Genomic DNA, 25,326 nt, shown 5'->3' on the forward strand with positions numbered 1-25,326 from the left:
AATGGAACGCGGCGGCGCCGATATCATGTTGCAAAAGTGGGGGCGGCTTTTCGGACTTGCCTGCATCGTCGTGACGGTGGTTGCGGCGATAGCTTTGACAGGGCTGCACCGGACCGCACAGTCGAGCGCAATGAACAAAGGGATCCAACCACCGGACGTAAGCGCGAAATCGGTATTCGTGCTGAATGCGGATACGGGCGAGGTCCTGTACGAGAAGAACCCCGACGAAGTCTTCCGTATCCTCAGCCTCACCAAGCTGGTGACGGCCTACATCCTCGTGGACCGGATGGGCGACCGGCTCTCCGAGACGATCAAGATCAATTGGCCGCATCTGACGGGCGGCTCGTCCGCGAAGCTCAAGCGGCTCGATGTCTGGACGCTCCAGGACCTGCTCTACGGCATGGTCTTGGTCTCCGGCAACGATGCCTCGCTCGCCATCGCCGACGCGATCGGGCACGACCTGTTGGCCTCCGAGGGCAAGCGTGGCGACACCGCCAAGGCGACGGCGCGTTTCGTCGAAGAGATGGAAGCCGCCGCCAACGAACTCGGCGCGCACAACGCGAGCTTCGCCGATCCTTATGGACTGTCACCCAAGAACGCAGCGACGGCGCGCGACATGGGGCTGATCGCGGCGAAGATCTTCGTCGACCCGCGCCTCCTGCCCGCATGGGCATGTACCGAGCGCACGCTGCATATCGATGGAAGGCAGCCCCGCACGGTCGAACTCAAGACGAGCCTCGAGATCCTCGGCGAAGGAACGGTGATCGGCGCCAAGACCGGATCGCACGTGTCCAAGAATATCTACAACCTGGTTACGGCGTGGCGGGCCCCCAATGGCCAAACCATCGTGGGCGTGGTGTTGGGCAGCAAGAGCCACCCCGCGCGCTATGACGAGATGCGCGCCATCGTCGATTCGGCGCCCCGCGACTTTCCGGGACTGGGGGCGGCCGAGATCGCTACAAAGCGCGCGCCCACCGATACGTGCCATTAACGGAAACGGCCTAGACCGCCTTCCGGCACAAACGGGCGAGCGCGGATGGGCAAGCGCATCCCTGGTCGTCTCAAAGCCGGATGATCGCAACGGTGGCGCGCTGGATCGGGCGTCGGGCCTGTGGCATAGTGCGCGTCTGCGTAGGGAGTAACGTTCATGGCCGAGCATAAGCTACTCGGGATTCTTCTGGCGATCGGCCTTTGCCTTGTCGCGGGTGTCTTCTTCTTGATCGATACCGAGGACACGACCACCAAAGACACGTTGGGCATGACGGTCGATGTTACGCCGCCAGCCGAGGAGGCAGGCTCGCGTCCGGAAGCAACCAGCCGACCATGGGCACACCATTGCCGCCTGGCTCTCCCCTGGCCGGCAAGGTTCTCGTGTCCAAGCAACCCGTGCAGGTGCTGTCCTCACCCAGCCCGTCCGCATCGCCGCTCTACAGCCTTCCCATGGGACGGCCGTTCCGCGCCGTGGCCAAACAGGGCAAGTATCTCCGCATTCAGGACGTGAACAGCGGCGCCGGCGGCTGGATCGAGCAGGCCGCTCTCGCACCCGCGCCCGCCCAGAAGCGAGCCGCGGAGCCAAGCCGGGCCGCCCCGTCCGATTCGGGGGCCAGCCCATCGCGGCGGACCACGACGTCCAGTCCGCCGAGGCAGACAACCACGAGCTCGGCTGCAGCGCCCAAGAAGGAGCAGCCCCAGCGCCGTTCCGGAGGCGGCCTGTTCGGGGGCAACGGACCCCTCAAAGGCCTGTTCGGCAACTAGCGCATTCTTATCCTGGAACGGCCTCGCCCTTAGGCATGGGGGCACCCTTGCGCTCTCGCCGCTCGCTGGCGACCCGAAACAGGCCTGCCCGTAAGGCCGCCATGCCCACACCCCGCCGCGCTGTGACATAGCCAGCGGAATGGCGGCGCTCAGTCCCAGCCAAACGGGCAGCAGCCACAGCCACACGGACATGGACACGCTGAACGCCGCGTAGGATGAGACGAGCCCCATGGCCGTCAGCCCCAGATTCCGCCGGGCGACGACAATGAAGGACGCGTCCGCGGCGAACCGCTGCTGGGCGCCCCAACCCGAGTCGCGCCCCAGCAGCACATCGAGCACGGCGCGGCTCTGCAGCAGCATCATCACCGGCGCCAGCAGGGACGACAGCAGCACTTCGAGAACGACGCTGCCTGTCAACGCAAGGCCTCCGCCTGCGGCCGTGCGCCTGTCGCTGTCCATCATGGCCGCGGCCCAGGCCAGCAGCTTCGGCATGAGGAGCACCGCTAGGGACACGCCCAGCAACGACAGCGCCTGCCGCGCATCGAACTGCGGCCAAGTCGGATACAACGCGAAATCGCGAGGGAAGTAATCGGTCGGAACGGCCTCCGCGATCCAGCTCAAGGCGAACCCGGTGGCGAGGAACAGGAGCCAGATGGGAGAAGCCAGATAGCTCATGATGCCGTTGACGAGATGAAACCGGCTCATCCAATGCAGCCCCGCCCCGCTGACGAGGCGCGCGTGCTGCAGATTGCCTTGGGCCCAGCGGCGGTCGCGCGCCGCGTGCTCGGCCAGGGTCGGGGGCGTCCCCTCGAAACTCCCCGCGATATCGGGCCGCATGGAGACGCCGTATCCGGCCCGGCGCATCAAGGCCGCCTCGACGAAATCATGACTGAGAATCGGCCCGCCGAACGGCGGCACGCCGCCCAAGGCAGGCAGACCGCACGCATCGGCAAACGCCCTCACCCGGATGATCGCGTTGTGGCCCCAGTAGTTGCTGTCGTTCCCGAACCACAGCGCAAGGCCCGATGCGTGGAGCGGCCCGTAGACGGCCGCGGCGAATTGCTGGAGCCGCGCGAACAGCGTTTGGCCGCCCGTGAGATGAGGCAAGGTTTGAATGAGGCCCGTCCGGGGCTCCGCCTCCATGGCCTGCGCGAGCGTGACCACCGCGTCGGGGGTCATCGTGCTGTCCGCGTCGAGCACGATCATGAAATCGTAGCGTCCGCCCCAGCGCCGTACGAACTCACCGACGTTACCCGCCTTCTTGCCTTCGTTGTCCGGCCGCTTCCGGTAATACGCACCGATGCCATGACGGCCGAGCGCGCGAAGCCGTTGCGCGGCTGTCTCTTCCCGGCGCAGGGTCTCGGGGTCGTTCGTGTCGCTGAGGACGAAGACCTCGAAGTGCTTCGCGCATCCCTTTGCCGTGAGCCCCCGCGCCAGATCGCCCAGCGTTCCGAACACCATCTCCGGGTCTTCGTTGTAGACGGGCATCACGATCGCCGTGCGCGTCGTGAGGGGCGCCGGCCGGCCAGTGCGTTTCGCTCGAAGGCGGCGGCTGACCAGAACACAGAAGCCGAGGAGCGCGGTTGCCGCCGACAACGTGATCCACGAGAACGCCAAGGCGAACAGGATGACGAGAAGCACCTGCAGACTGGTGGCGTTGCTCTGTCCCACGATGGCGTACATCTGCGTCGCCCCATAGACGGTGACAGCTCCCGCGGTCACGAACACGAAGAGGCGGGCGAACAAAACCTTCCAGGAGAACCACCTCCGATGGCGCGGCCCCGGCCAGTGTTTGACGCATTGCCGCGGCATGGAGAGCCCGTGTTCCGGCGGTACGAGGGACGGCGCGCCGGTCGGCTCGGATATGGTGACTGTCTCTCCCATGGCTCAGCCCGTCCACCGGTAAAGCCAGGTCTCGCTGACAACCGCCTCGTCATGCTTCAGCGCGAGCCGAAGCTCGCTCAGGTCGACCCCGCTCGTGTCCAGCTCGAAGCTCGCCCGGTACCCGCCCGTGGCGCGGTTCGGGTAGCCGACGACGTTGGCCACCCCGCCGGCGCTGGCCCAGACGCTTGGCTCGATCTCGTCGGGAAAAAAGTCCGCGCCCTTGCGGCCTCCCGGCGTCTCCACATCCAACGGCGCTACGAAGTCCACGACAAAAAGCTGCCGGCTGCGATCGAGCGTCAGCCCACCGTTGGTTTCCTTCACGCGTGCCAGGCCGCTCTCGGTCATAGGCCGGCCCCAGCGCAAGGCATAGGCGTAGTGCAACGGCGCGCCAGGCTTGAGCACACGGGAGGGACGCCAGAAGGCGACGATGTTGTCGTTGAACTCCCTGTCGGATGGGATTTCGACGAGCTCCACCACGCCCTCGCCCCAGCCCTTGCGCGGCGCGACCCAGATGCTTGGCCGCAGCTCGTACTTCGCTTCGAGATCCTTGAAATCGGTGTAACGCACCGACCGCTGTTGCAGGCCGAAGCCCTTTACATCGTTGGCCGCGAACGCGCTCATCTGGAGCGTCTTGGGATTTGCGAGCGGCCGCACCACCCAATTGCCGCCCGCCTCGGCGACGGTCAGCGTGTCGGAATCGTGGACGGCATCGCGATAGTCCGGAAAGCGCGGCCTCTCCATGGACCCGAACAGATACATGCTGGTGAGCGGCGCAAGACCCAGATGGCCGATCTCCGCGCGGGCGAACAGCGTTGCGTCCACATCCATCAAGGTGGAGTGACCCGGCATGATATGGAAGGTGTAGGCACCGGCGACGCGTGGGCTATCGAGCAAGGCATGCACCGTTGCTGTTCGCGCGCCAATAATTGGACGTTCGATCCAGAACGACCGAAAGATCGGAAACTCTTCCCCTTGCGGCTCTCCCGTATCGATCGCCAGCCCACGGGCCGACACGCCATAGACCTGTCCTTCGCCGACGGACCGGAAATAGCTGCCGCCCTGAAAGACGGCGACTTCGTCGAGATAGCCGGGCGTGTTGATCGGATAGCGCAGGCGGATGCCGCTGAAGAGACGCGACCCGGGGTGATGGGGAAGTTCATTCTTCCCGAAGGCAAACAGGGACGGGTCGTAGCGCACCGGCACCTCGACACCGTTCTCGACGAGATGAACGTCGACCGGCGTATCGTAAATGAACCCGCTGTGCAGAAGCTCCAGCGCGAAGCCGCGCTTGTCGTCCGACCAGATCGCGCGTTCCGGCCGGAATTGAATATCACGGTACTGATCATATCCGAGCGCGCGGAAGGGATCTCCGACCCGTTCGGGACGCTGGTAGGGACGCGCAGCAAGAGCTTCGGCACGCTCAACGATCTCGTCACGATTGAAGGGGCGGCCGCTTTCGTCGGCCCAGGCCGGCGCGGCAACGCTCGGCGCGACCGCGCTCAACGCACTGCCTCCGCCAGCAACAAGAAACTCGCGACGGTTCATCCTGACCTCTCGGATGAAAATCCCAAACCTGAGACCAACGTAATCTTGCGTGTCGTGTTCCGACTTCAGAACCGGTTTGTGAATTGACGCGCAGGCAAAACGTCGCAGCGACGGCGAATGCCGTCTGCTTAAGCAGAGTCAGGAAAGGATTGCGCAAGGCGCGTGCGGATGGCGCGTATTTGCACAGAGATGCGTAGGTAGCTTTTTGGGGCAGCACAACGCCGCCATCGCTACGCGCTATAGAGAGCGGTGCTGACCGACGGGAACGCCGATGATGAGGTCGACGCTCGCGGACTCGACGCTGGGGACTTCGGGCACGGGAACGGTCGACAAGCGGTTGTCGAGTTGCGTGCCAATCCAGATCAGGGCAATCGCACCCGTCAGGCCGAACAGTTCGGCGAGCTGGTAGCGCCGGGCCACGGTCCGGAAACAGATCGGACGCCGCCGCCTCAGGAAGCGCTTGCGCCCGTAGAAGGGTGTCATCAGGTTGTGCATCATCGTATGCTGATCATTGGTGCCGTTGGGGCCTTGCGAGCGATGTTGCAGGTCTAACCGGGGCACCCCAAAAGAACGGTTCACGACGGCGCCGATTCTCCGATTTGCACGGGGAACCTGCGAACAAGGTGAGCAAACTATTGACGGTGGAAACGCGATGCGCCTGCTCCTGGTCTCCGACCTGCACTATTCGCTGCCGCTGTTCGACTGGGTCGTCGGCGTCGCGGGCGATTTCGACGTCGTGGTCATGGCCGGCGACCATCTCGATCTAGCCTCGCTGGTGGACGGTCGTGCGCAGGCCACCGTCGTTCGCAAATACTTCGACCGCATTCGGGCCAAGACGAAGCTTCTCGTCTGTTCGGGCAATCACGACCTCGATTCAAAGAACGAGGCGGGCGAATGGACGGCGCGCTGGCTGACGGGGCGCCGCAAGGACGGGGTTCTGTCGGATGGCGAGTCGACGCGTATCGGCAACATCCTGTTCACCGCCTGCCCCTGGTGGGATGGTCCCGTGTCGCAGGCCGAGATCGGACGGCAGTTGGAGAAGGCGGCGAAGGAGCGCCAGGGCCGTTGGATTTGGATCTATCATGCACCGCCGTCGAAATCGCCGATCGCCTGGAGCGGTCAACGTTATTTCGGAGACGATGCGCTGCTGCGCTGGATCGACGAATACCAGCCGGACATCGTCATGTGCGGCCACGTGCACGAAGCGCCTTATGTGGCGGAAGGGTCATGGGTGGATCGTGTGGGGGCGACCTGGGTCTTCAACACAGGCCATTATTTGGGAGCGCCGCCCGCTCACGTCATCATGGACACCGACGAGCAGGAAGCGATCTGGTTCTCTGCGGCGGGAACCCAGCATGTCCGTCTGACGGAAGACTTGGCTCGTCCGGTCCCGAAGCTGAGCGCCCTCCCCGATTGGCTCAAAGACGGGGATCCGATCCCCGCTCCGGACCAGGGCTGAACTCTCTTTCGTGCGTATGCATCAGCGTGTCGAGCACTTCGCCGACCATGCTGAGATGGTCCGCGCGGTCTTCGAACTGTTGCTTGATGTCGGCCAAATAGCAGGTGGCGGAGTTCAGCCGGCTCGCGAGAAGCCGCGCCACGTGAAACGCGATCTCCGGTCGCGACCGGAGGAAGCTCGCGGCATCGTCGAAGACGAAAAGGGTGCAAGGCGTCATCGTGCGGACGGTCGCCGTGTGGGGTCGCTGCAGCAGAACGGACATCTCGCCGAACAGGGCGCCCGGTTCGTCCACGACCGCCACTTGCGTCTCGCCGCGCAAGACTTCGACCTCACCGTGCTTCAGCACGAAGAGCTGTCCCGACGTCGTACCCTCGGTCAGCAACACCTCACCCGCCGGAACCTCGGCAAGCGGTGTACCCTGACAGACTTCGAGAAGCGATTGCATGACCTTGAGCCTATCGCGCGTCCAACGATTGTCAAACGGCGGCCCGGAGGCATTGCGTCACACGCCTATTGCCCGGACAGCCAATTGTTCAGGAGCTGTTTCCCAACATCCTCGGCCTTCAGCTTCTGATTTTGGTTTTGTTTCTTCTTCTTGTTGTTCTGTGCCTTCTTTTTGGTCTGGGGCTGGGACTGGGTGGTGGCATCGGGGGGCCGCCGCGGCGCCCGGCGCAGTGCCGGCACCGTTTTGCTGCGCGGCGCTGCCACCGCCGATCAGCCCGCCAATGCCTTCGATCAGCTTGTCCTTGTCGATCTTGCCGTCCTTGACGACACCGTCCAGCGAACCGGCTGCGCCGCCCAATCCGCCCGGAAGATTCTTGAGGTCCTTGCCGAATTGCTTGTAGCGCGCGATCGCCTCGGCCGGGTTCTCGAGAATGCCCTTGATGTCGGGGTAGATCTTGGGGTTCGCCCAAGGCCCGACAATCATGACCGGGACGCCGAGACCCGTCATCTCCTGGCTGCGCCCCTGGCCCTGCAACGAGGCCACGAGCTGCGGATCGACGCGAAGCTTCAGCGACTGCTGGGGAAGGTTGACCGTGCCGCCGCCATTCACCGTCACGAGCGGTCCGACGAGGTGAATGTCCTTCGTTTGGGCCACACCGTTCTTGATCTGGAAGCTCGCCCCAAGCGATGCGAAATCCGTCTTCTCGGCTGCACCGCCCTGCCAACCGTTGATGGCGCCCTGTCCCAGGTTGCGGATCATCTTGGCGACGTTGATGCCTCGAATAGCGCCGTTCTTGAACTCGACGCTCGCCTTACCGCCGAGCGATCCGACCATCGCCCGCTGACTGGCGCCGGCCGCCCCGACATTGAGTGACACGGTCCCCTTACCCTCGATGGAGTCGAGGCCCGCGGCATCGTTGAGGAACGTGCGACCGTCGAAATTCTTCAAAGACGCGTTCACACGCTGCGTTGGCCGCTTGCCGCTGGCATCGATGGCCACGGTTGCATTGCCCGCACCGCCATAGAGCCCGAATTGCGCCAGCTTCGCATTGAGCTTGCCGCCATTGAGTGTGACCTGGAGGGAGACGGGCGCGATCTTGACGTCGTCGTAAACTAGTTGCTCCGCACGCAGATTAACTTTGCCGTTTACCGATCTCAGGATCGAGAAGTCGATCTTGTCGTTGCTCCAACCACTGCCGCCTGCGCGCTTGCCTCCGCCGCCTTGCTTCTTCGCGCCGGAGTTCGGGCTCTTGGATTTTTTCGGCGAGGACTTCTTGCTCCCCGTCATCGCGTTGATGTCGATCGTCTTGGCGCCGAAGGCAGCCACGACATAGGGCACCTTGTTCGCGAGACTCGCCTGGACCTGGCCGGCGAGAACCGTACCGCGCACATTCGCCCGCAACGGGTTGATGGTGACGACGTTGTCCTTGTATTGCACGGTGCCCGCGAAGGTATCGCGGCCCATCGTGCCGGTGAGCTGGCTGAGCGTCGCCGCGCCATCCTTGTAGAGAGCCGAGCCCGACAGCGTCTTGTTCCCGGACTTGGCGCTGAACTGGGGCAATGTCAGCGTCTCGTTCTTGTAGGACGCGGTTCCGCTCAAGCTCACCGGATCATCGAGCGTGCCGGGCAGGCTCGCCTTGATGCGCACGGGCACAGTGGCACCACCCAGGAACGGCCCGAAGTTTCCGATCACCGCACCGAGCGTCATTGCCTTGCCGTCCACCACGGCGGACGTATCGAGTTTCATCGGCTCGTCGTATCCCGGCAGCGATGCCGTGAGGTTGAGCTTCTCGATCTTCGTCCCTGGCTTCCCGCCGGACGCGGGTAGCGTCACGGTGCCGTTCGTGATGACGAGCTTGTCGAGAGAGATCGACTTCAACTGTTCGGCGAACGCGGCCATGCCCGACTGTTCGCCTTGAGCCGCGGGAGCAGCCGGTGCGGCCGGTGCCGCACCCGGTTGCGCGGCGGGCGGCGCCGGCTGGGCAGTCTGTGCCGGCGCAGGCGCGGACGCTGTGGCCTGCGGCACGGCAACGACCGGATTGACAAGGGTCACCTCGCGCACGCGGGCGTTGCCCTGCAGGAGCCCGGTCCATGACAGATCGAACCGGACCTCCTGTGCTGTCGCGAACTCCTTGTCGCCGCCTGCCGTCGGCTGGGCGATCCCGACATCCTCGGCCACGAGGGCGAGCGTGGGAAACACGGTGATGTCCAGTGACCCGCTCACCCGAAGCCGGTAGCCGGTCATCTGCTCGACGCGCGCGAACAGTTCGTTCCGCACGTCGTCGGCGGAGATGAACATCGGGGCAACGAAAATCAGGCCCGCGATCAGGAGCACGATAGCCGTCAGGATTGAGAAGATGAGCCGCAAAATGCTCCTCCGCAGGTGTGGTGGGGTGGACGCCAGTTTACAGCGATTCCTGCCACGTCAGGAAAGGCCGCGAAAACCTGACAAAATACCGCCGTCAACGAGGAAATTGGCTTTGAAATACGCGCAAATAACGGCCAGACACAACAATGGCTGCAAGAATGTCCAGCTTGCCCTTTGGCTTGCGGCCTCATAAACCGTCACGGCGGATAATTTCCCAGGAGGAGCCCAATGCCGCGCCTGATCTTGCTGAGACACGGCCAAAGCGTCTGGAACCGCGATGCGATCTTCACGGGCTGGACGGATGTCGACCTTTGCGACAACGGCATCGAGGAGGCCAAGCACGCGGCAGCGCTCCTGAAAGACAATAATATTCAATTCGATCAATGCTTTACCTCCTACCTACACCGCGCCATCCATACGCTCTGGATCGTTCTTGAGGCGTTGGAGAAGACCTGGCTGCCCGTGGAGCGCAACTGGCGGCTCAACGAGCGCCATTACGGAGCTCTCCAAGGACGCGAGCGCGACGTGGTCAAGGAAGAGGTCGGCGCCGAGCAACTGCATATCTGGCGCCGGAGCTATGCCGTCCAGCCGCCGGCTTTGACGGAAGACGATCCGCGCTATCCAGCAATCAAGCCAAATACAAGGGCGTGCCGGAGCGGCATCTGCCCCTGACCGAAAGCCTGAAGGATACGGTTTCACGGGTTCTGCCGTTTTGGCAGGAACGGGTCGAACCGCTGCTGATGCAGGGACGCACGCCGCTGATCTCCGCCCATGGGAACAGCCTGCGCGGTCTCATCAAATATCTCGACGGGATCTCCGACGAAGACATCCCCAGCCTCGAAGTGCCGACCGGAAAGCCGCTGGTCTACGACCTCGACGATGGCCTGCGGACGGTCCGCAGCTTCTATCTGGAGGACGGCCAAGAGGCCCATAGCCTGCCGAAGGCCAAGGCGGCGCGCTCGACAGCCTAGTCGGCCGGCCCGGCAGCTTACCAAAGGTTCTGACGCCCATAGGCCCCGCAAGCGCCCTGCAGCCGGGTGTCGCCGCCCATCGCCTGGCAGATCTCCACCTTCTTGAGCGGGTTGTTGCGCACCTCCGCATCGGAAACACGCCAGCCGTAGCTGCGCGCGACACGTGCGATCTGGCGGTCCCGGCAGATCTGGGTCGAGACCAATCCGGTCTTGTTGACCTGGAAGATTCCCTTGCAGCGGATTTTCGCGGACGCAGGGCCCGCGCAGACCGCGACCAGCACGACGAACAGAGCGCTCACGGTGATCAGCGCGGCTGCACCGCGCCATGAGACGACCGGCTTCTTGGCTGCGTGTTGCATCGTCACCTCCGTGGACCCGGCCCGGGTCGAGACGAGCCCCGGTCGCCTACCACTCGACGGACTGCAAGGCCGGGAAGAAGCCGTCCTCGCGGAAGGCATAAGCCTCCCCGTTCGGCCACACGGCCGCAGGACGTCCGTCGGAAACCAGGGCGCCGTCCTCGAGGCGGAGGCGCGGCAGCGGTAAGCAGACGAAGCGCTGCCCGACAATCCAGAACGAACCGAGCCCGGCCATAAGCGCGTCCGCAAATGGAAGATAGGCCTCGTTGAGATCCTCCAGCCGCTCGCTCTCCACACTGGAGTTGGCCACCACGTCACGCATCACCGACGTGACCAACGAGGCCACGTTGTAACCTCGCGTGCCCGCGTCGCCCGAAACCAGGTTCCGCAGAGCCAGCGCGAATATCTCCAAATGCAATGCGTCGGCGATCCGGTCGGCCGCGTTGGCTTGCGCCTGGCGATAGGCCTCCGAGATCGCGGGATCTGCGCTGAGTTCGGCCAAGGCTGATCGCGCATGGACTTCGTGGTGTCCGCCCAAAGGCAGGATTCGGAACTCGAGAAGTCGATACCGGATAGTTCGTCGTTGGCCTGTTGCGGCCCCATGGCCCAGGTGAAGGATACGTCCCGAAAACCGATCAACCGTGCGTGTCGGCTCACGGCTTCCTCAACCACAATCGGGTCGAAATACGGCCGCTCCGGATCGATTCCGTTCAGGCGTGAGATAATTTTCTCGACTTCATCCACCACGGCCACGTCCTCCCTGCGGGGCATGCCTCCAGGTGCTGCCGGAGGCGCCGTCCAATCCCGAAACTGCGTCTTTTTCTGTGTTTCGTGTTGTTTATCACGGTCGGGCACGAGAAACGGCGCAGCGCCGAGTGCCGACCTTGCAGCGCGAACTATACGCCCAAGCGGACCTGTGGGGAACGCCCTGTGGCGGCGTGGCGGCCGGCGCGGCGGCAGACCCTGCTACGCAGCCTTGTCGGCAATGCGCATGGCGATGAAAGACTTGGCCATGCCGAGGAATTTCTCCTCGGAAAACTCCGCATCCGGGAAGAGCGTTTTCACCTCGTCTCGATCGAGCAGCCGTATTTCCTCGAAGAGCGCATCCACGTCTTCGCTGCTCGGCCGTTCCATCCAGTACTTGGCGCTGAACAACGGGATGAGCCGCCGGTACATCGAGCGCGGCAGCATATGGATCACGGGCGCGACAAAGTGCGGTTCGACAAAGAACCAGCGGTTCGGCGTCTGCACGTAGTAGCTCTTGGCGATGCGCCGAATCTCCCCGGCGAACCTGCGCTGAGCGTCCCAGTCGCCGACATGCTCGATCACCGAATTCGAATAGGCGATGTCGAAGCTATTGTCCTCGAAGGGCAGGCACGTTCCGTCCGCTTCGCGGAATATAAAGCGGCCGCGCTCTTCATTCTCGATACCGAGATTGCAGATGGTCACCTGGGGTTCCTGCGAGATGTAACCCCAGTTCTGCGGGGTACCGCCCACATCGATGATGCGGGTGTCGTTCGTAATGTTGAAGTGCTCCACGAACAGCTTCATGCGGGCCGCACGAAAGCGGTCCTGAAAGGGTCTGTAGAGTTGTTCAACACTCATACGACGAACACTCCCAAGTGGCGGCAAAGCGTGTGCAGAGAGGAGGCGCACCCCGGTTTCCTGGCGGAAACGCAGGGCACGAGCACGGACATACATTTGGGAGCCTAGGCCAAGTTAATTGACGAATCGTTCCCATTCGAGCATTTGAATCGACTGAGCCTACCCCCGATCCGCCTGGCGCGTAAATGTGGCGCGGGGCTCGCGGAAACCTACGAACCGGCGCTCACAGAAGATCAAATGATTGGACGAGCATGAGTTCCGAGCAATCTCCCAGCAGCAAACATGCCGACGCGATGGGCAGCGTATCAACGTGGCGTCGCAAGCCGAGGCACTGGACGCGATTGTCTCGGCGGCAGCGCAGGGACGCGCTTTCAACGTTTTCACGCTCAACCTCGACCATCTCGTCAAGCTTCGCCAAGACCCTGCGTTCCGGAGAGCCTACAGCAAGGCCACGTTCGTCACGGCGGACGGCGCGCCGGTCGCGATGCTGGCCCGGCGTCAGTGGCAGGAGGTCGAACGCACCACGGGAGCCGACCTCTTTATCCCGCTGTGCGAGGCCGCCGCGAAGTCGAACTTGCCCATCTACCTGTTCGGGACGGAGGACGCGGTCCTCGACACCGTTTCGCAGCGCCTGGCGCGCGATACCGCAGGACAAATCTCTATCGCCGGCACCGAAGCACCGCCGCGGGACTTCAGCCCGGACAGCGCCGAGGCCGATGCGGCCTTGGACCGCATACGTGACTCCGGCGCCCGCATCTGCTTCGTCATGCTCGGCGCACCGAAGCAAGAGTTGTTCGCCGCACGGGCATTGGAACGTGGAATCCCGTGTGGGTTTGTCTGCGTTGGCGCGGCGGCGGATTTCCTGACCGGTCACCAGATCAGGGCGCCGCAGCTCTTCCAGAAACTCGGGGTCGAGTGGCTTTGGCGTCTGGGAAGTCACCCCCGGCGCCTTGGCATGCGGTACGCGCGCTGCGCCGTGCTGTTCGCGCAGCTCCTCGCGGCCGACGCCAAAAACACCTTTCAAGGCCAACCGGGGTCTGGGCGCTAGTACCCCGCGCAGTCTGCCCTATTTCGATTAGCCGGCCGGGCCGGGGGCGCTCGCGAAAAGGCCCAAGTTCTGTCCCCCAATTGCGTGTTTGTTCACGATTTTTTGGGATACCGATCAAATGCGCGGGACGTGCCCCGGTCGGCTCTGTTTGCAGCCGTTTCCAAGCTCATTCGAATTGGCCCGTTATCCAGGATGACTGAGAAGCACATAGCCTACTATCTGGGTTCGAAGGTTATGGCCGCTCTGATCAACCTCGGAGCGCTCGCGCTCTTCGTGCGCATTGGCGGCACGGAGACGTATGCGGCCTATCTAATCATGTTCGCCTGGGCCTACATCCTGTACGGCGTGACCGTGCAGTGGCTGAAGTTCTCGTTCTTCGCCTGCTACAAGGACGACTGCAGCAGCGACCTCGTATCCACCTATCTCGGTGTGCTTGGTCTCGGCCTGATCGCCATCTTCGTGCTTCTGTTCCTGGGATACGTGCTCGGGTTCGAGACCGCCCAGTTCGGCATCGGCCTCGTGGCACTCATTCTCGGATTGTCGCTTTACGAAGCGCTTCTGGAACTCGCGCGGATTCGGCTTCACTCACGCGTCGTCGCGGCAGGGATCCTGATCCGCGCGGTCCTCATGCTGACGCTCGGCGTCCTGTCTCTCGTCGTCTACGGAACGGCCCTTGGACTCGCTCTCGCGGTTGGCGCGGCCCATCTCGGGGCGTCGATCCCGCTGCTGGTCGATGGACGCGACAAGGTCGAGCCCAAGTTTTCCGCGGACGCGCACGCGCGCTGTGGCAATACGGACGCCCCATGGTTCCGGCATTTGTGCTCGGCACCACAGGATGGCAACTCGATCGTCTCTTGCTGGCCCGTTTTGCTCCGCTCAGCACGGTCGGCGTCTACGGTGTCGCAACGGACTTCGTGCGGCAGACGATGGTCGTCATCTCGGAAGCGATCGCGGGAGCCTACATGTCGGTCGCTCGGGCGCAACTGGCCGAGAACCAAATCGAGAAGGCCACAAACGCGATGGGCGAGGCGTTTCTCGCCTACACCGCGCTCACGACATTCGTGATCGCCTTCATCATGCGCTTCGACCAGCTCGTCTTTGGCGTCCTGTTCGGTGCGGACGTGGCCACCGCCATAGAACCCGTGCTGTTTGCAATATTGGTGGCCAACGCCATGGCCATCTATCGGTCCTACTATTTCGAGCAGGCCTCTCACCTGACCGAAAGCTCCAACGTGTTTCTGTTGACCGCCGTTCTCGGCTTTGCGGTTTTGGTGGTCTCGTCTTTGCTTCTGATCCCGAGCTACGGGATGCTGGGCGCGGCGTTGGGCGTGCTGCTGGGCCATGTCGCAGGCTGCCTCGTCTACGCAATCGCGTGGCGGAAGCGCTTTATCATGAAGCTGCCCTACTTGCGCTCGGCGATCATCGCTGGGGTCGCAGGGGGAACCTACGTCCTCACAGGCTGGATCATGCAGATCGGGAGCGGCGGCGTGCTGGCGACGATTGCCAGCGTCGCCCTGTTTGCGGCCACGTCGATCGGCGTTGCGCGCGCCTTCAACATTCTATCCTTGAACGACCTGGCTGCCGGCGCACTCGTCATGATGCGTCGCAAGTTGACGCAACGGCGCAGCCCCGAAGCGAACTAGCCGCCGCGTGCCTTTGTGCAGAAAGGAGATTGGACTTTGACCGCCCAAAAGCAAAACGATGCTCCGCCGGCCGAAGCCCCGCAAGTGCGTCAGGCACCCGTTGCCTCGACGGACAACATCCTGGATGGCAAGCGCGTCCTCTTCGTCGTGAACGCCGATGCCGGCGGCGGCGTCGAGCAGCTTGTGTCGACGCTTGCACCGTATCTGTCGGAGCAAGGGGCGCATGTCGAGACGTGCTGGCTCTATCCGAAGACATCGATCGGCAGCCTTTCGAAGCTACGCGGCATCCTCAAGGCGGCGAAAACGGTGAGCTGTTACAGGGCCGACATGCTCGTGACCTTCCAGCCGACATCCTCGGTCATTGCAACGGTTGCGGCGCGGCTCACGGGCTGTCCTACCCGGGTCGTGCACCAATCGAACATGCCGCAGGATACGCATCCGATACCGCGGACCCTAGATTGGCTGGCTGGGAGCCTTGGATTCTACTCGACGATCATCATCAATTCGCGCGCCACGAACCAAGCCTTCGGTGGCTATCCCCGAAGTTATGTCCGCCGGTTCCGGGTTATCCCTCATGGCGTCATGTACGGTGCGCCCAAGGTTGATCGCGAGGCGATGCGCAAGGCAGTCGGCGTGCCCGACGGCGCGCGCATCATGCTCGTCGCATCCAGGCTGACTCCCGTGAAGTCGGTCGGCACAATCATTTCCGCGCTGCCCCAGGTGCCGGACGCGCACCTCCTGATCGCGGGTGGCGGTGAATCCAGGGATGCGCTCCAAAAACTCAGCGCCAAACTTGGTGTCGCGGAGCGCGTGACCTTCCTCGGGATCATCCCCGCGCCGAAACTCGCGGACTACTACGCGATCGCGGACCTATTCGCCTCTGCCTCCAAGAGTGAGACATTCGGCCTCGCCACGGTCGAAGCCGCCACGCATGGCATCCCTGTGGTTGCCAGCACCATACCGGCAACGCGCGAGGTCCTGACGCTCGATGGTGAGTCGCCGGCCGTCTTTGTTGACGGATGGGACACGGCGAATTGGGCGAAGGGCCTCACCCAGGCCTTGGACGACAAAGACGTCATTGCGCGCGCCAAAGAGTTCGCGCCAAAATTTAGGGAGTGGTACAGCAACAGCCGTATGCTGAAGACCTACGAAGAGCTTTTCCGGGAAGTCCTATCGTGACCACGGTTTTCATCTTTGCACATCAGGACGACGATTTCGGCGTCTTTCACGAGATCGCTGACGCGGTCGCGCGCAAGGAACGCGTTGTCTGCATCTACCTGACCAATGGCGCCTGGGCGGGTGTCACGCCGCAGCAGCGGAACGCCGAGAGTTTGGCCGTTCTCACAAGGCTCGGGGTCAACACCGACGACATCAAGTTTCTTGGCACCGACCTGGACATCCCGGACGGCGCGCTCGTGGAGAATCTCGACCGATGCTGGGACAAATTGCTGTCCGAAATCGCAGCGCTGGACGGCGTAACCCGCATCATTGTCCCGGCCTGGGAAGGCGGGCATCACGATCACGATGCGGCGCACTTGGTTGGGCTGGCATTGGCGCGTTACCTGGACGTCCTGGAGCAAAGCCGGCAATACCCATTCTACCGGGCGCCCGCCTTGCGTTTCTGGTTGTCGTTCGCGGCACCGCTTGAGGCGAACGGCAAGGTGATCTCGCGGCCGATCGGGTGGCGCGAACGCCTCGATTACCTCTTGCTGCTGCGCCACTATCGATCTCAGGGGCCCGTCATACTGAAGCTTGCACCGCAGCTGGCGTGGTCCTACCTGACGAAGGGCGCCCAGATGCTACAAAGGCTGAATCCGCAGCGCGCTTTGGAGGCTCCCATGGAACGACCGCTTCTCTACGAGACCTGGGGCCTCTGCGCCTATGAGCATTTTCGAGCCTGCGCGGATCCTTTCATTGCCCGTCACATCGTAGGCAGCCCGGGTTTGGAGGCCGGCGCCCAGGCCCAGCGGCCTTCCATTGCGGAAGCATCGAAGACGGACTGACATGCGCGGACGACTGCCTCCACAGGAACGGACCGAGTCCGTGATCCCCATCGTCCTGGTCCTGGCGGCGATATGCTTCAACGCGGTCCTCGCCTTCATCAATGGCAACGTCACGAAGCTCAGCGCGCAGCACGTCATGCTCGTCGAGGCCGTGCTTGTGCTGGGGGCGCAGGCCTACGCGATTGTCCATTTCAACCGCCACATGACGCCTTGGTATGCGTTTATCGTGCTGGTCGGGCTGTTCAGCATCATCCGCATGGCCGCCATTGGAGAAGTGGAGCTGAAATATTTCAGAGACTTTCTCCTGATCCAGACATTCGTCGTGCTTGGCATGGCCTCGAGTTCGCGATTGGCCGTGCGGATGATGATGCTCGCATGCGCTATCGTCATTGCAGGCATCGCCCTCGAAGCGATTAGCGTATCCACGTTCAGCAAGCTGTTCGACGTCAAGGACTACTACATCGCGACGCGCGGCATGGACTTCGGGGAGTTCACCTACGAGGATTCGGATCTGTATGTCAGCGCCACGCGATACCAGGGGCGCTTCATTCCGTTCTTCGGGCTGCATCGCATGTCGTCGATATTCTTGGAGCCTGTTTCGCTCGGAAACTTCGTGCTTATCGTGGTGTGCTTCGCGCTCGCGTTCTGGCGCGATCTGACCACACGGCAGCGGGTCTTCATTTGCCTTTCGGTGATCCTGATGATCGTGGCCAGCGATGGCCGCCAGGCAATCGCAACGTCCGCACTGATCCTCGGGTTGGCTGTGTTCACGCGCATTGTCGTGCCCAATGTAGCGATCTTCATCCTGCCGCTCGTAATTCTTGGAGCGATTCTGGCAGTCGGAGTCTTGGACCTGCACAGCGGCGCCGACGACATGCCGGGTCGCCTCGCCTACACGGTCGAACTCATGGGCAGAATGCAGCCGATCGACTATTTCGGCCTTTCCGACCGGCTTGTGCCGGAAGCGGCGGACAGCGGGATCGTGTTCATGATCATCACCCATTCCATCGTCATCTTTGCCGTGCTGTGGATTCTGACCGTCGTCAGTCTCGACGGCAGCACGCGCGCGCGCGCCGACTACCTCAATAGCATCTGGCTCTACCTGGCCCTTGCCATGCTGGTGAGCTACAGCTTCGTCAGCATCAAGACGGCCGCGCCGCTCTGGTTCCTCTATGGCGTGCTGGCCGGACCTGTCACAAGCGAAGTCCGCGTGCGTCCCCGGGTACCACTTCGACCTGTAGCCCGTCATGAAGCAGCCTAACCCAAGCCGTCGGGACCTGCTGACCGCGGCGGCCGGCTGTGCCCTTTCGGCCGGCGGCTTTGTCAGGACGTGCGCCGCAGCGGCAGGCGGTCACGCGGACCGTTGGACGGACACGCCGTTCCTGGCGGGCGTGAACATGGCGGGCGCGGACTTCGGCTACGTCATCCCGGGCGTCTTCGGCACCAACTACACCTACCCGACCTGTGAGGAGATTTCCTACTACCGCGGTCTCGGGTTCAACGTGATCCGCCTGCCTTTCCTGTGGGAACGCCTGCAGCCGGATCTCTATTCGGCCTTCGATGTCGAGGAATGGGAGCGCTTCAGAACGGTCCTCGTCTGCGCACTCAACGAGGGGCTGCACGTCATTCTCGATCCGCACAACAACGCAAAGCGGCGGATCAGTGCCGATGGCTTCAGCAAGCAGCACTTCATCGGCACATCGGAAGTCCCGACGGACGCCTTTATCCAGTTCTGGCTCGAACTGATCCGGCGGGCCCCGTCCAAGCAGGTCATCTACGGACTGATGAACGAGCCGGTCGATATCTCCGCGCAAGCTTGGTTCGACATTGCGCAAACCTGCATCAATGCTATCCGCCAGACCGGGGCGACAAACATGATCCTCGCGCCGGGAACGATGTGGACTAGCGCTCATCTATGGCAGCAGGGCGGAAACGAGATCTTTTCCGATCTCGTCGATCCCATCGGCTACACGGCCATCGAAGTCCACCAGTATTTCGACGGAGACTCGTCGGGACGGACCGGTGAGGCTGTCTCCCCGACAATCGGGATTGAGAGAATAGCCGAATTCGAGGCCTGGGCGCGGCGGCACAATCGCAAGGCGTTCCTCGGCGAATTCGGTCCCAGCCCGGATCCCGTCAATCTTCAGGCTCTCGAGAGACTCCTGGAGCACATCTCCGAAAATCGCGACGTTTGGATCGGTTGGACAGCTTGGGCGGCGGGACCTTGGTGGCCCGACGATTTTCCGTTCAAGCTCGATTACCTGCCATCGACAGTGATCCCGCCCCAAACGCGCGTGCTGATGGATTTCGCACGGAAACGCTAGCGCGCAAGTCTTGGCGCGTGCACGCCTTAAGCCTCAGTACTGTGCGTAGTCGACCACGTCGGAGTCGCGGCCACGGCCGCGAAACAGCAGCAGGCGCCAATTGGTGATGACGAAGCCGATGAACAGGCCGAAGACGAGGCCCATCGCCGCCAGGAGCGGAGTCGGCGGCGGGAAGACTTTCTTGCGCAACGTGCTGGGATCGGAAATGACGCGGACATTGGCCGTGTTCAGCTCAGCCTGCTCTCGGGCTTGAGAGGCCCGCGTGTCGGCGTCGCGATAAAGCTGACGCGCCGTCTCCAGCCGCCGCTCCATGCCGCGCAAGGTGATCTGCGCCTGGTTCGCCGTTTTGAGACGCTCACGTTCCGCATCGACGAGTTTGGAGAGGGCCTCCTCGTTTTCCTTGGCACGCTGGTAGTCCACGCGGAGAGACTCGCCGATCCGCGTCAGTTCGGCTTTGATTTCCGAATTCAGCTTCGCCTCGCTGTCACGCAATGAACGCGTCGTCGGATGGGACGGCTGCAACTGCGCCTCAAGGACCGCCTTTTGTTGGACGAGGCGCGCGAGTAGGCCGCGAAGCTCACGAAGCGTTTCGGACGCGACGGCTTCGGGCAGCTGGCCGAGGTCTCCCTTCGCCGCAAGCACCGCATCGAACCGGGCCTTGACCTGTGCCGTCTCGGCCTGCGCATCGATCAACTTCGTGCTGAGTTCTGACAGCTGCCGCTCGGAGACGATCTGACCTCCAACGCCGGTCAGCTGGTTCTCGGCCTTGTAGTCCTCGATCTCCTGCTCGATCTTTTCGACGTTCAGGCGCAGTCTCTCGATGCCCCCCTGTAGATCGAGGCTTGTCCGGCTCGCAACGTCGGAACGCGATTCCTCCTGATACTTGAGAAACGCGTCCACGAGCGCACTCAGGATCTCGCTTGCCTTCGACCGCTCGTCGGCGGTGGCGGACGCCTCGATGATGTAGGAACGATCGATCAGATCGACGCCGATCGCGCGCCGCAAATTCTCCAGCGTCACGGCCTCCACGGCGGCCGGGCTGTTGTCCTCGCCTCCGGGCGCGATGATGGACTTCAGAGCCTGAGCAAGCTCTCCAAAAATTGTCTGAGGCGTGCCGTTGAACTCGGGATCGTCCACGAGATGCAGCTTCGCGACGACCTTTCTCAGAAGGTTGTCGGACCGCAGGACCAATGCCTGCGATCTGACAAGCGTCGTGCCGATATTCTGCGCCTCGGTCTCAGGGGTTACCTGGTTCTCGAGGACCTGCAGATCGCGGGGATCGAAATAGAGCTGCGCGGTCGCCTTGTAGCTCGGTGGCAGCAGCAGTCCCAAGACCACGGCCACGACGGCCCCGACCAGCCCCCAAGCGAGAATGGTCCAAAGGCGCGGGCCAACGAACGTTGAGTAGAACGAAATCGGCTCGGGCTCCAAATACTCTTCCGGCTCCAAGTAGTCTTCCGTCTCGTGAACGGCGTGCTCGGGCGCGGCCTGCCAATCGCGGGCGACTCTGAGATGTTGATTCACGCGAGACACACGCTCCTCGTCGGTCATAGGCTTTGTGCCTACCCGGAAGTCCCACAAAGATTGGCCTTGGTGAGGCCCCGCCATTCTACTAGTCGGCCAGGAACCTGTCATCGATAAGAATGGCGGCAACAAGTTAAGTATTGCCTGCCGAACCCTGTGCCAAAAACGGGCACGTCTTAAGGTCCTGCTTGCGCGCGCCTCTCGGCGATGACGGCCATGGGCGGTTAACGGCAAATAAACCCGGAACCGGCAGCGAATTGATCGAGAAGCCGCGAGCACGGCCAACAGTTGAGAGGCTCCATGATCCAGCATCCGCATCAGACCGAAGCCACCGGGCACACGGAGGGTGGATCGGGGCAACCCTCGGCGCGCTGTTTGGGGCTGGTCCCATGCAGCCGCAAATGGGTGCTCGGGCTGATCGGCCTCGGCGTTGCCCTGTGCGTCATCGCCGTGGGGGTCGTCGCTATCGAGCGGCTGACACGCACCGAGCGCAGCGAACGTGCAGCCGCGGCGCATACGGATGAGCTGTATCGTGACCCGGCTAGCCTCGTTGTCGGCAATCCTGAAGGCGACGTGAGCATCGTCGCCTTCCACGACTACAACTGCCCCGACTGCCGGGCGGGGGCCCCCGAACTCGTACGGCTGACGGACGAGGACGGACAGGTCAAGCTGATCCTGAAGGACCTTCCCGTGCTTGGCCGGGACTCGGAGGACGTCGCGCGCATTGTTCTTGCCGCAGAGCGCCAAGGCGGTGCGCTGGAACTGCATCGGCGCCTTGAAACCATCCAGGGGCGCGCGTCCAAGTTTCGGGCGTTGAAAATCGCGGACGAACTCGGTCTCGACCAGTCCCGCCTGGAGCGCGACATGAACGATCCCGAGATTTCGTCCGTACTCGCTGCAAACAAACAGCTTGCCGGCGAGCTTGGAATCAGGGGTGTCCCCTTCTATCTCGTGGGAGACCAGGTCTGGTCCGCGCCGCCGTCTGAGTTCTACTCGTCGCTGAAAGAGCAGGTGGCGCGCGTGCGGTCGGAGGGCTGCGGCACGGGCTGTTGAGTGTGAGCGGCCATGGCTGTCACTCGCCACGCGAGCCGGCGCGGGTGGGGCGCTCCTAAAGCGCGTTCCGATAGGCTCTCGGCGACACGATCGTGAGCAGAAGGATGTAGAAGTCGAAGAGCATCGACCAATTGTCGATGTAGTAGATATCGTGATCGACGCGCCCCTCGATTTTCTCGATCGAGTCCGTCGGCCCCCGGTAACCGTTCACCTGAGCCCAGCCCGTGATACCGGGCTTGATGTTGTGGCGCCGCGCGTAGGACGCCACCAGCGTCTCGAAATCCCGGTCGTGCGTGGTCGCATGGGGTCTCGGACCCACCAGCGACATGTTTCCCCGAAGGACGTTGACCAGCTGAGGCAGTTCGTCGAGGTTCCAGCGCCGCAGGTATTGCCCGATCTTGGTGAAACGCTGATCGCCACTCACGGCCTGGCTGACTTCTGCGCCGTCCTCGGTGGTGGTCATCGTACGAAACTTGTAGATCTGGAACTCTTTCTGATTGGAGCCCAGGCGTCCCTGCCGGAAGAGCACCGGACCGGGGGAGTCCAGCTTGATCAGCACGGCAACGGCAATGAACACCGGCAGAGCCAGCAGGAGTCCGATCGTGGCGCCAACGAGGTCCACGGTGCGCTTGGCGAGAACCTCCAAGACCGTCAGCGGCGGCCGCGCCAAGTTCAGCGTCGCCAGTGAGCCCAGCCGCGACATCGGCAGCTGGAAGAAGCGATCCATGATCGTCTCGGGCACCAAGCGAACTCTCACCGGCGCCGTCTTGAACATTTCCGCAATCGTGTTGATCGCGTTCACGTAGGACCACGGGACGAGGATCACGACCTCCTCGACGTCCGACTGCCGGACGCGCTTGATCGTGTGCCCAATCGCGTCTTCCAGAGCGGCCCGGCCGAGAGCCGTGTCCGCCAGAACATGTTCGGGCCAGTTCACCACGCCGCTGACAATGAGCCCGAGATCCGCAGGCCGGTGGTGATCCCGAAACTCCGCGATCCTGTCGGGTGTGCCCACCAGAAGCGCGCGATGAACCGCCAGCGCTCCCGAGCTGTAGCCTTCGCGAATGGACCGACGCCAGAATGACTGCCACGTGACCAGGACCGGCAGGCCAACCACGTAGTAGAGGACGACCGCGCCACGCGAGTAATCCGCCGAGACCTTCATGAAGAAAGCGATGACGATGATGCCGAGGAAGGTCGCGTTCCAGAGATAAAACTCGTAGCGCAGCGTGCCCTTGGGCTTGGACGGGTCATAGGACTTGGCCTGACGAAGAACCAGGCGTAGGCCCGCGACCCCGAGGCCAAGGTGAAAATACGACAGCACGGGACCGCTTTGCCCGTAAATGGCCCAATGATAGGCAAGCCCCGACAACACCGCGAGACCCACGATAACGAGGGCATCGGCCAGCGGCCAAAGCGCGCTCAGCGTGCGCCCGAGCAGCAGGGGCACTCGGTACGACGGGCGAGTCGACCGCGAGGTGTCGGGCACCGGGTCGGTTTTGACGGTTAGCGTGTCGGACATGGCTTAGTACGGCGCTGGTTGATCCCTCTCGAACCGTCGAGAGTTGGGCCTCGGGAGGGACCAGTGCAAGATGTACGCCCGGCGGCCACGCCCCTGGAAGGTGACAAATCGTCCGCCGACGGAGTTCATAGTACGTTGATTTTTAATGCATTTTTCGAGAGAACCCGGCCCGGACCGGGCGATTTTAATAATCGGTAACCTGTCTCAAAATGATAAGTCCGGCCGCCCGCCGGTTCCGGTTTGGGGCAGTGGTGCCGATAAGGACCGACCATGGCAGCGGTCGAGCATCGACCTGGACCGCAGAACGCCGTCTGGATCCCGCGCCCACGGCGGGATCAAGTGCGTTTTTTCAAAGACCTTGTCCGTTTGATGCGCTTCAGCTCTGCCAGTGCCCCGGAGGCTGCGCTGGCGAGAACTGCAAGCGGACCGGGGCCTATCCAGGCCATGTACATGGGCAGGGCCTGGGTCCCAAACTCCGTCTTGTAAGCCTCGTCGCCGATCGTGAAGTCATAGACCGTTTCGCCCCGGTCGATGGCAGCCTCGATCGAATGCTCCATGATCAGCTTGCCCGCAGAAACGTTGCGGAACGCCGGGAAGTTGAACCCTGTGAGCAAGAGGTGGAACCGCCCGCCATGGGACAGGCCAAAGATGATGGCCGCGTCTTTACCGCCGCAGGTCAGCAGTTGGGTCCGTGCAAACCCGGACCGACACCCCTCGACGGCGACATCCCTGTAGAAGTTGAAGTAGCGCTCGTTCTTGAGAGGATCGTCGGGCAAGCGGCCCTCGCGGAAAGACTTGAGGGCCGAAAAGACGTCGCCGATCGATTCGGCGTCCGTCAGTTCCTTGAACTCGACGGCGCCCATTTTCGCCAAGGCCCGGCCCTTTCGGTCCAGGAAGCGGACAAAGCTTTTGCTGAGCGCGTCTTTGCGCCATGCGGAATACGGACCGTGCAGTTGAACCTCATGGGAATGGAAGCCCATGAAGTCCGAAGGCAGAATTTGACGGAGCCCGAGGCTCTCAAGCGTGTCGCCGCGCATCTTCTGCAGGCGTCCAACCACCGCGGGCCGGATCGCATGCCGCAACAGCCCAACAATGTTCGGCTGGCCCCCGAGCTTTGGCTCCAGAGACCGATCGACAATCGGCGCGTTGTAGTCGCTCACGCCCATATCGGCGTAGTCGACCGTCGCGACGGGGCCTAGCCCTCGCCGGATCAGGGGAAAGACGACCTTCAGTTTCTGATCGGCACGCGTTCGGCCGGCTACGATCAGGGGTTCCGCGCCGCTGGGCGCGACCAGCTGCGCGTAAACGCGGTCCAGCCAGATAGGGTGCTGGAAAGCCGTGGCCGATGATTGAGCGAAGAGTTGTTCGTACTCGTCGGAGCGAAAGTCGAACTCGCCTCGTTGTTCGAATTCAATCATACGGACCCTCCTCGGCCCCCAACACTCGCCTGCCCTGTGACGGGATCCGGGACGACGGGCGCCCCGACGGAGTGACTGAAATTTGTGTACGACAGATTACGCCGAGTTCGGACGACCGGCTTGGAGCACGGTTCTAGCCACAAGGCCGTTAATTCCGCGTGGACTCCGGAACTCCGTTGGCCTTTCGCGTACCCATCCGGCGGTTGCGCTGACGCCGGCGGGTGGCATCGCTAAGGGCCGGTCTGACCATACTGGGACATTCGCTCAGCATTTATTAACCATGCGAGGGGTAGGTTCGGGACACATCGACGTTGTCTGTCGGCGTCGTTAGCCGACGTCCTGGAGCCGTTTGTATGACCACGTGCCGTATCACGGTCAGTGCCAAGAAGATCCTCACCCTGTTG

21 protein-coding genes and 1 pseudogene are annotated in these 25,326 nt (G+C 62.8%); 11 read left to right on the top strand and 11 right to left on the bottom strand.

The window, feature by feature from the left end; genetic code table 11:
• Positions 1 to 25 precede the first annotated feature (25 nt).
• Positions 26 to 991, top strand: coding sequence for a D-alanyl-D-alanine carboxypeptidase family protein (locus tag AUC70_RS15765; RefSeq protein ID WP_158007477.1), 966 nt, complete (start codon positions 26 to 28; stop codon positions 989 to 991).
• Positions 992 to 1,401: 410 nt separating this feature from the next.
• On the opposite strand, the gene mdoH is transcribed toward AUC70_RS15765, so the two are convergent.
• From mdoH to AUC70_RS15780, 3 genes are all read right to left on the bottom strand, one after another.
• Positions 1,402 to 3,639: a glucans biosynthesis glucosyltransferase MdoH gene (mdoH, locus tag AUC70_RS15770; protein WP_083241662.1), complete on the bottom strand. Its 2,238-nt coding sequence runs from the start codon at positions 3,637 to 3,639 to the stop codon at positions 1,402 to 1,404.
• Positions 3,640 to 3,642: 3 nt separating this feature from the next.
• The gene (locus tag AUC70_RS15775) at positions 3,643 to 5,184 is read right to left on the bottom strand and encodes an OpgD/OpgG family glucan biosynthesis protein (protein ID WP_069445723.1); all 1,542 of its coding nucleotides are present in this window, start codon (positions 5,182 to 5,184) and stop codon (positions 3,643 to 3,645) included.
• A gap of 237 nt (positions 5,185 to 5,421) precedes the next feature.
• Positions 5,422 to 5,763, bottom strand: a complete 342-nt coding sequence (locus tag AUC70_RS15780; protein WP_141702175.1) for a hypothetical protein — start codon at positions 5,761 to 5,763, stop codon at positions 5,422 to 5,424.
• Positions 5,764 to 5,836: 73 nt separating this feature from the next.
• Here AUC70_RS15780 and AUC70_RS15785 point away from each other — a divergent pair, with 73 nt between their 5' ends.
• On the top strand, positions 5,837 to 6,643 hold the full coding sequence (locus tag AUC70_RS15785) for a metallophosphoesterase family protein (protein WP_069445725.1): 807 nt from the start codon (positions 5,837 to 5,839) through the stop codon (positions 6,641 to 6,643).
• Here AUC70_RS15785 and AUC70_RS15790 read toward each other — a convergent pair.
• Positions 6,603 to 7,088, bottom strand: coding sequence for a Crp/Fnr family transcriptional regulator (locus AUC70_RS15790; RefSeq protein WP_069445726.1), 486 nt, complete (start codon positions 7,086 to 7,088; stop codon positions 6,603 to 6,605). The genes AUC70_RS15785 and AUC70_RS15790 overlap by 41 nt on opposite strands.
• Positions 7,089 to 7,145: 57 nt before the next feature.
• Positions 7,146 to 9,455 (bottom strand): AsmA family protein, encoded by a 2,310-nt coding sequence (locus AUC70_RS15795; RefSeq protein ID WP_069445727.1) that lies wholly within the window; start codon positions 9,453 to 9,455, stop codon positions 7,146 to 7,148.
• 228 nt (positions 9,456 to 9,683) lie between these two features.
• On the opposite strand from AUC70_RS15795, the pseudogene gpmA reads away from it, so the two are divergent.
• Positions 9,684 to 10,426, top strand: a pseudogene (gene gpmA / locus AUC70_RS15800) (2,3-diphosphoglycerate-dependent phosphoglycerate mutase).
• A 17-nt stretch (positions 10,427 to 10,443) separates the two neighbouring features.
• Here gpmA and AUC70_RS15805 read toward each other — a convergent pair.
• The 3 genes from AUC70_RS15805 to AUC70_RS15815 form a co-directional block, all read right to left on the bottom strand.
• Positions 10,444 to 10,785: a hypothetical protein gene (locus AUC70_RS15805; RefSeq protein WP_069445728.1), complete on the bottom strand. Its 342-nt coding sequence runs from the start codon at positions 10,783 to 10,785 to the stop codon at positions 10,444 to 10,446.
• A gap of 46 nt (positions 10,786 to 10,831) precedes the next feature.
• Positions 10,832 to 11,284: a hypothetical protein gene (locus AUC70_RS15810; protein WP_069445729.1), complete on the bottom strand. Its 453-nt coding sequence runs from the start codon at positions 11,282 to 11,284 to the stop codon at positions 10,832 to 10,834.
• Between the two features lie 464 nt (positions 11,285 to 11,748).
• Positions 11,749 to 12,387, bottom strand: a complete 639-nt coding sequence (locus AUC70_RS15815; protein WP_158007478.1) for a methyltransferase domain-containing protein — start codon at positions 12,385 to 12,387, stop codon at positions 11,749 to 11,751.
• A gap of 310 nt (positions 12,388 to 12,697) precedes the next feature.
• Here AUC70_RS15815 and AUC70_RS15820 point away from each other — a divergent pair, with 310 nt between their 5' ends.
• The 7 genes from AUC70_RS15820 to AUC70_RS15850 all read left to right on the top strand — a co-directional run bounded on the left by AUC70_RS15820 (position 12,698) and on the right by AUC70_RS15850 (position 19,405).
• Complete coding sequence (locus AUC70_RS15820; RefSeq protein WP_244505667.1) at positions 12,698 to 13,435, top strand: WecB/TagA/CpsF family glycosyltransferase; 738 nt, start codon at positions 12,698 to 12,700, stop codon at positions 13,433 to 13,435.
• A gap of 192 nt (positions 13,436 to 13,627) precedes the next feature.
• Positions 13,628 to 14,500 carry a hypothetical protein gene (locus AUC70_RS15825; RefSeq protein ID WP_069445731.1) on the top strand — a complete coding sequence of 291 codons (873 nt, stop codon included), beginning with the start codon at positions 13,628 to 13,630 and terminating at the stop codon, positions 14,498 to 14,500.
• Entirely contained in the window at positions 14,455 to 15,078 is a 624-nt protein-coding gene (locus tag AUC70_RS15830) for a hypothetical protein (RefSeq protein ID WP_069445732.1), read from the top strand. Before AUC70_RS15825 ends, AUC70_RS15830 begins: the two co-directional genes overlap by 46 nt.
• An 84-nt stretch (positions 15,079 to 15,162) precedes the next feature.
• Positions 15,163 to 16,257 carry a glycosyltransferase family 4 protein gene (locus AUC70_RS15835; RefSeq protein WP_141702176.1) on the top strand — a complete coding sequence of 365 codons (1,095 nt, stop codon included), beginning with the start codon at positions 15,163 to 15,165 and terminating at the stop codon, positions 16,255 to 16,257.
• Positions 16,254 to 17,081, top strand: coding sequence for a PIG-L deacetylase family protein (locus tag AUC70_RS15840; RefSeq protein WP_069445734.1), 828 nt, complete (start codon positions 16,254 to 16,256; stop codon positions 17,079 to 17,081). Before AUC70_RS15835 ends, AUC70_RS15840 begins: the two co-directional genes overlap by 4 nt.
• Position 17,082: 1 nt before the next feature.
• On the top strand, positions 17,083 to 18,342 hold the full coding sequence (locus tag AUC70_RS15845; protein WP_069445735.1) for a hypothetical protein: 1,260 nt from the start codon (positions 17,083 to 17,085) through the stop codon (positions 18,340 to 18,342).
• Positions 18,329 to 19,405 carry a glycoside hydrolase family 5 protein gene (locus tag AUC70_RS15850; protein WP_069445736.1) on the top strand — a complete coding sequence of 359 codons (1,077 nt, stop codon included), beginning with the start codon at positions 18,329 to 18,331 and terminating at the stop codon, positions 19,403 to 19,405. The genes AUC70_RS15845 and AUC70_RS15850 overlap by 14 nt, the downstream gene beginning before the upstream one ends.
• Before the next feature lie 33 nt (positions 19,406 to 19,438).
• Here AUC70_RS15850 and AUC70_RS15855 read toward each other — a convergent pair whose 3' ends face one another.
• Entirely contained in the window at positions 19,439 to 20,929 is a 1,491-nt protein-coding gene (locus AUC70_RS15855; protein WP_158007479.1) for a GumC family protein, read from the bottom strand.
• A gap of 300 nt (positions 20,930 to 21,229) precedes the next feature.
• Between AUC70_RS15855 and AUC70_RS15860 the strand changes: the two genes are divergently transcribed.
• Positions 21,230 to 21,982, top strand: coding sequence for a DsbA family protein (locus AUC70_RS15860; protein ID WP_083241671.1), 753 nt, complete (start codon positions 21,230 to 21,232; stop codon positions 21,980 to 21,982).
• Between the two features lie 55 nt (positions 21,983 to 22,037).
• Here AUC70_RS15860 and AUC70_RS15865 read toward each other — a convergent pair whose 3' ends face one another.
• Together AUC70_RS15865 and AUC70_RS15870 are read right to left on the bottom strand one after the other, a co-directional pair.
• On the bottom strand, positions 22,038 to 23,504 hold the full coding sequence (locus tag AUC70_RS15865; protein WP_069445739.1) for an exopolysaccharide biosynthesis polyprenyl glycosylphosphotransferase: 1,467 nt from the start codon (positions 23,502 to 23,504) through the stop codon (positions 22,038 to 22,040).
• Between the two features lie 335 nt (positions 23,505 to 23,839).
• Positions 23,840 to 24,922, bottom strand: a complete 1,083-nt coding sequence (locus AUC70_RS15870) for a GNAT family N-acetyltransferase (RefSeq protein ID WP_069445740.1) — start codon at positions 24,920 to 24,922, stop codon at positions 23,840 to 23,842.
• Between the last annotated feature and the right edge of the window lie 404 nt (positions 24,923 to 25,326).

The organism is Methyloceanibacter stevinii (assembly GCF_001723355.1).
Taxonomy (GTDB): Bacteria; Pseudomonadota; Alphaproteobacteria; order Rhizobiales; family Methyloligellaceae; genus Methyloceanibacter; species Methyloceanibacter stevinii.

Coding starts and splice junctions, on each gene's coding strand:
- AUC70_RS15765 (WP_158007477.1), top strand. CDS start 26: ATGTTGCAAAAGTGGGGGCGGCTTTTCGGACTTGCCTGCATCGTCGTG.
- mdoH (WP_083241662.1), bottom strand. CDS start 3,639: ATGGGAGAGACAGTCACCATATCCGAGCCGACCGGCGCGCCGTCCCTC.
- AUC70_RS15775 (WP_069445723.1), bottom strand. CDS start 5,184: ATGAACCGTCGCGAGTTTCTTGTTGCTGGCGGAGGCAGTGCGTTGAGC.
- AUC70_RS15785 (WP_069445725.1), top strand. CDS start 5,837: ATGCGCCTGCTCCTGGTCTCCGACCTGCACTATTCGCTGCCGCTGTTC.
- AUC70_RS15790 (WP_069445726.1), bottom strand. CDS start 7,088: ATGCAATCGCTTCTCGAAGTCTGTCAGGGTACACCGCTTGCCGAGGTT.
- AUC70_RS15805 (WP_069445728.1), bottom strand. CDS start 10,785: ATGCAACACGCAGCCAAGAAGCCGGTCGTCTCATGGCGCGGTGCAGCC.
- AUC70_RS15815 (WP_158007478.1), bottom strand. CDS start 12,387: ATGAGTGTTGAACAACTCTACAGACCCTTTCAGGACCGCTTTCGTGCG.
- AUC70_RS15825 (WP_069445731.1), top strand. CDS start 13,628: ATGACTGAGAAGCACATAGCCTACTATCTGGGTTCGAAGGTTATGGCC.
- AUC70_RS15830 (WP_069445732.1), top strand. CDS start 14,455: ATGGGCGAGGCGTTTCTCGCCTACACCGCGCTCACGACATTCGTGATC.
- AUC70_RS15845 (WP_069445735.1), top strand. CDS start 17,083: ATGCGCGGACGACTGCCTCCACAGGAACGGACCGAGTCCGTGATCCCC.
- AUC70_RS15850 (WP_069445736.1), top strand. CDS start 18,329: ATGAAGCAGCCTAACCCAAGCCGTCGGGACCTGCTGACCGCGGCGGCC.
- AUC70_RS15860 (WP_083241671.1), top strand. CDS start 21,230: ATGATCCAGCATCCGCATCAGACCGAAGCCACCGGGCACACGGAGGGT.
- AUC70_RS15865 (WP_069445739.1), bottom strand. CDS start 23,504: ATGTCCGACACGCTAACCGTCAAAACCGACCCGGTGCCCGACACCTCG.
- AUC70_RS15870 (WP_069445740.1), bottom strand. CDS start 24,922: ATGATTGAATTCGAACAACGAGGCGAGTTCGACTTTCGCTCCGACGAG.